The sequence below is a fragment of the Actinomadura keratinilytica genome (genome assembly GCF_039539665.1).
In the GTDB taxonomy this organism is placed as follows: Bacteria; Actinomycetota; Actinomycetes; order Streptosporangiales; family Streptosporangiaceae; genus Spirillospora; species Spirillospora keratinilytica.
On record NZ_BAABDO010000225.1, the window covers coordinates 1 to 4285 of the forward strand.

4 protein-coding genes are annotated in these 4285 nt (G+C 76.9%); 2 read left to right on the plus strand and 2 right to left on the minus strand.

Annotated features, from left to right (window positions below; all coding sequences use genetic code 11):
* The coding region (locus tag ABD879_RS32185; RefSeq protein ID WP_345025562.1) for a glycosyltransferase family 2 protein at positions 1-727 on the minus strand (727 nt) is incomplete at its 3' end.
* A gap of 35 nt (positions 728-762) precedes the next feature.
* Complete coding sequence (locus tag ABD879_RS32190) at positions 763-1650, minus strand: glycosyltransferase family 2 protein (protein WP_345025563.1); 888 nt, start codon at positions 1648-1650, stop codon at positions 763-765.
* A 300-nt stretch (positions 1651-1950) separates the two neighbouring features.
* Between ABD879_RS32190 and ABD879_RS32195 the strand changes: the two genes are divergently transcribed.
* The gene (locus tag ABD879_RS32195) at positions 1951-3591 is read left to right on the plus strand and encodes a carbamoyltransferase family protein (protein ID WP_345025564.1); all 1641 of its coding nucleotides are present in this window, start codon (positions 1951-1953) and stop codon (positions 3589-3591) included.
* Positions 3588-4285, plus strand: a 698-nt coding sequence (locus ABD879_RS32200) for a glycosyltransferase family 2 protein (RefSeq protein ID WP_345025565.1), incomplete at its 3' end; no start/stop codon positions are given. The genes ABD879_RS32195 and ABD879_RS32200, both read left to right, overlap by 4 nt.

Below are 4285 nucleotides of genomic sequence, written 5' to 3' on the forward strand. Positions count from 1 at the left end.
CGTGGTCGCTGGCGAGCGCGGCGGCGGCGGTGCGCTGCAGCTCGGGCATCGGGCGGCGCAGCCAGGCGGTCAGCACCCGGTTGCGGACCTCGCGGCGGCGCCGGGCCGCGGGGTCGCGCCCGTGCGGCGACGGATGGTGGTGCACGACCAGTTCGGGCAGGTAGGCCATGCCCCAGCCGGCCGCGGCCAGGTCGAGGGCGAGCAGCTCCTCCTCGCCGCCGAAGTGCAGCACCTCGGAGAAGCCGCCGGCGTCCAGGAACGCGTCGCGGCGCACCACGACCGAGCAGGCCAGAAAGCCCATGATGGCCGGGCCGGGCAGGCCGCCGGGGCGGCCCAGCGGGGCGCGGGCCATGGCCTGCGACACCGGTTCGAGGCGGCCCTCCTCCCCCACCAGGACGCGGGCGGCCAGCAGCGCCGTGCGCGGGTGGGCGTCCAGCACGGCCGCCGCGCGCTCCAGCGCCCCGGGCGCCCACCAGGAGTCGTCGTCGGCGAACGCGACGTACCGGGTGGCCGCCGCGCGGGCGCCGGCGTTGCGGGCGGCCGCGCCGAGGTTGCGCGGCAGCCGGATCAGGCGCGCCCCGGCCTCCCGCGCCACCCGCGGCGTGTCGTCGGACGAGGCGTTGTCGACCACGATCGCCGGCGCGGTGCGGCGGGCGAGGCTGCGGCGCAGTTCGGGGGCGCGGTCGCGGGTGGCGACCACGATCGTCACGTCCGCCGCGTCGGGCATCGGCTCCCCTCCCCCGCCGGTCGCGCACCGGCCCGTCAGCTCACGTACCGGCGGGCCTTCGAGCGCCGCTGGGGTTCGTCGAGCGCGCGCAGGCGCGCCTCCACCTCCGGCGGCACCGGGCGGCGTTCGCGCAGCACCCAGGGCAGCCCGGCGGCGGCCTCCGCCAGCGCCAGCGCGGTGACGCCGTCGCGCGGCAGCGTGCCCAGCAGCGCCCGGGTGCGGCGCAGCGCACTGCGGGGCGGTCGGCGCAGCCAGGTGTACCAGAGCGTGTTGCGGATGCCGCGGCGGCGGCGCAGGTGCCGCTCGCGCAGCGGCGAGGGGGCGTGGTGGACCACCACGTCGTCGGCGTAGCACAGGTGCCAGCCGCGGGTCATCAGGTCGGCGGCGAGCAGCTCCTCCTCGCCGCCGAGCCACAGGCGGGGCGAGAAGCCGCCGGCCTCGCGGAACGCCCCGGTCCGCAGCACCGACGCGCCGGCCAGGAACGAGCCGAGCGCGGGCCCGGGCAGCCCGGGCGGGCGCGGCAGCGGCGACCCGCGCAGCTCGGCCACGATGGGGTCCTCGCGGCCGCCGGGTTCGACCAGGACGCGGCCGGTGACGGCGGCGACCCGCGGGTGGGCGTCCAGCAGCGCGGCGGCGCGGGTCAGGGCGCCCGGCTCCCACCAGGTGTCGTCGTCGCAGAACGCCGTGTACGGGGTGCGCACGTGGTCGACGGCCAGGTTGCGGGCCACCGCGCCGAGGTTGTCGCGGCTGCGCAGCAGGGTGATCTCCGGGAACAGCAGGGCGACGGCCTCGGCGGTGCCGTCCCGGGAGGCGTTGTCGACGACGATGACCGGCGGCCGCTCCGGCAGCCCGGCCAGGCGGCCGAGGGTGTGCAGCAGCGACTCGCGCCGGTCGCGGGTGATCACGACGACGGTGCAGCGCATGCGCGGCGCGTACCCGAATCGGCGCCGCTCATGTCCGCACAACCGACAAATCACACATCTTGCGCCTTTGGCATTTCATGCTCGGAACACCAAAAAGGCGCCTAGTTCCCCGTAAACGTTCGGACACCGTCGTTTGAGGGCCGCCACTTCGGTTACGTCGAATCACCTATAGGTGATTTGGGCGCGTCTCATACAAACCACTACAAGCAGGGCGGTTCACGACATTCCGCTGCGGATCGATGTCTCCGCCGCAGGCATCCTCCGCCGGGCCGGGCGCCACGCCCTTTCCGGAGGTCCCCCATGCGCGTTCTCGGTGTCAACGCGATATTCCACGATCCGTCGGCCGCGCTGGTGGTCGACGGCAGGGTCGTCGCGGCCGCCGAGGAGGAGCGCTTCAGCCGCCGCAAGCACGGCAAACGCCCCGTCCCGTTCTCGGCGTGGGAACCGCCGGAGCAGGCGGCGCGCTGGTGTCTGAGAGAGGCCGGCCTGGAGCCGGGCGACCTGGACGCGGTCGCCTACTCCTACGACCCCCGCCTCGTCGAGCCGGGGATGCGGGGGCACGACGACCAGTGGGAGCACCTGCGCACCCTGTACGCCCAGCGCGCCCCGTTCTTCCTGGCCGCCGCGCTGCCCGGGCTGGACCCCGGCACCGTGCGGTTCGTGCCCCACCACGTGGCGCACGCGGCGTCGGCCGCGCTCGCCGCGCCCGACCCCGGCGAGGGCGACGTGCTGGTGCTGGACGGGCGCGGCGAGATCCACTCGCACCTGGCGGGCACCTACCGCGGCGGCCACCTCAGCCCGCTGCACGCCCAGCGGCTGCCGCACTCGCTCGGCCTGATGTACGAGGAGCTGACCGACCACCTCGGCTTCCTGCGCTCCAGCGACGAGTACAAGGTGATGGCGCTGGCCTCCTACGGGGAGCCGCGGTTCCTGGACGAGATGCGCGAGCACGTGCGCGCCACCGGCGACGGCGGCTTCACCGTCGGCCGCATCGACTGGGCGGCGCTGGCCAAGCCCCGCGCGCCCGGCGACGAGTGGACCGACGACCACGCCGCCCTGGCCGCCAGCGTGCAGACCCGCCTGGAGGAGGTCCTGTGCGAGCTGGCCGCCTGGCTGCACGCCCGCACCGGGTCGCGGCGGCTGACGCTCGCCGGCGGCGTCGCGCTCAACTGCGTCGCCAACTCGCGGCTCGCCGAGACCGGCCCCTACGAGGAGGTCTGGGTGCAGCCCGCCGCCGGGGACGCGGGCACCGCGCTGGGCGCCGCCCTGCACGTGGCGCGGCGCGGCGGCGACCGGATCGAGCCGATGCCCGGCGCCGCCCTGGGCCGCCGGTGGGACGAGCGGGAGCTGGCCGCCTGGCTGGACACCGCGCGGATCCCCTACGAACGCCCCCGCGACCTGGCCGCCACGGTGGCCGGTGCACTGGCCCGCGACCAGATCGTCGCCTGGTTCCAGGGCCGCAGCGAGTTCGGCCCGCGCGCGCTGGGCCACCGGTCGCTGCTGGCGCACCCCGGCTACGCCGACAACGTCGAGCGGCTCAACGCGGTCAAGGGCCGCGAGCGGTTCCGGCCGATCGCGCCGATGGTCGCCCTCGAGGACGCGGCCGACGTCTTCGAGGGGCCGCTGCCCAGCCCGTACATGCTGTTCGTGCACCGGGTCAGGCCGCGGTGGCGCGACCGGATCCCGGCCGTCGTGCACGTCGACGGCACCGCGCGCGTGCAGACGGTGGCGCGCGCCGACGAGCCGCTGCTGGCCGACCTGCTGGCGGCGTTCCGCGCCCGCACCGGCCTGCCGGTGCTGGTCAACACCAGCCTCAACACCGCGGGGCGCCCGATGGTGGACGACCCCCGCGACGCCCTGGAGTGCTTCGGCTCCGCACCCGTGGACCTGCTGGCGATCGGCCCGTTCGTGGTGCGGCGCCGGGAGGTGTTCGCCCGATGACGCGGGCGGGCTACACCGTCGTCATCCCCACCGTGGGCCGCGCGAGCCTGCGCACCGTCCTGGAGGCGCTGCTGGACGGCATGGCCGCCGACCCGGCGTGCGCCCCGGAGCGGATCCTCGTCGTGGACGACCGGGCGCGGCCGGGGGCGCCGCTGCCGCTGCCGCCGGCCGCCGGGGACGAGGTCGCGGTGCTGCGCGCGGGCGGCCGCGGCCCCGCCGCCGCCCGCAACACCGGATGGCGCGCCGCCGCGACCGAGTGGGTGGCGTTCCTGGACGACGACGTGGTGCCCGCCCCCGGCTGGCCCGCCAAGGCCGCCGCCGACCTGGCAGGCCAGCCCGCGGAGGTCGCCGGATCACAGGGCACGGTCACCGTCCCGCTGCCGGACGGGCGCCGCCCCACCGACCGGGAGCGCACCACCGCCGCGCTGGCCGACGCGTCCTGGATCACCGCCGACATGGCGTACCGGCGGCGCGTGCTCGCCGAGGTCGGCGGGTTCGACGAGCGGTTCCGCCGCGCCTACCGCGAGGACGCCGACCTGGCGCTGCGGGTCATGGCGGCCGGCCACCGCCTGGTGCGCGGCGCCCGCGCCGTGGCGCACCCGGTGCGGCCCGCCGGGTTCTGGGCGTCGGTGGCGGCGCAGGCCGGCAACGCCGACGACGTGCTGATGCGGCGCCTGCACGGCCCCGGCTGGCG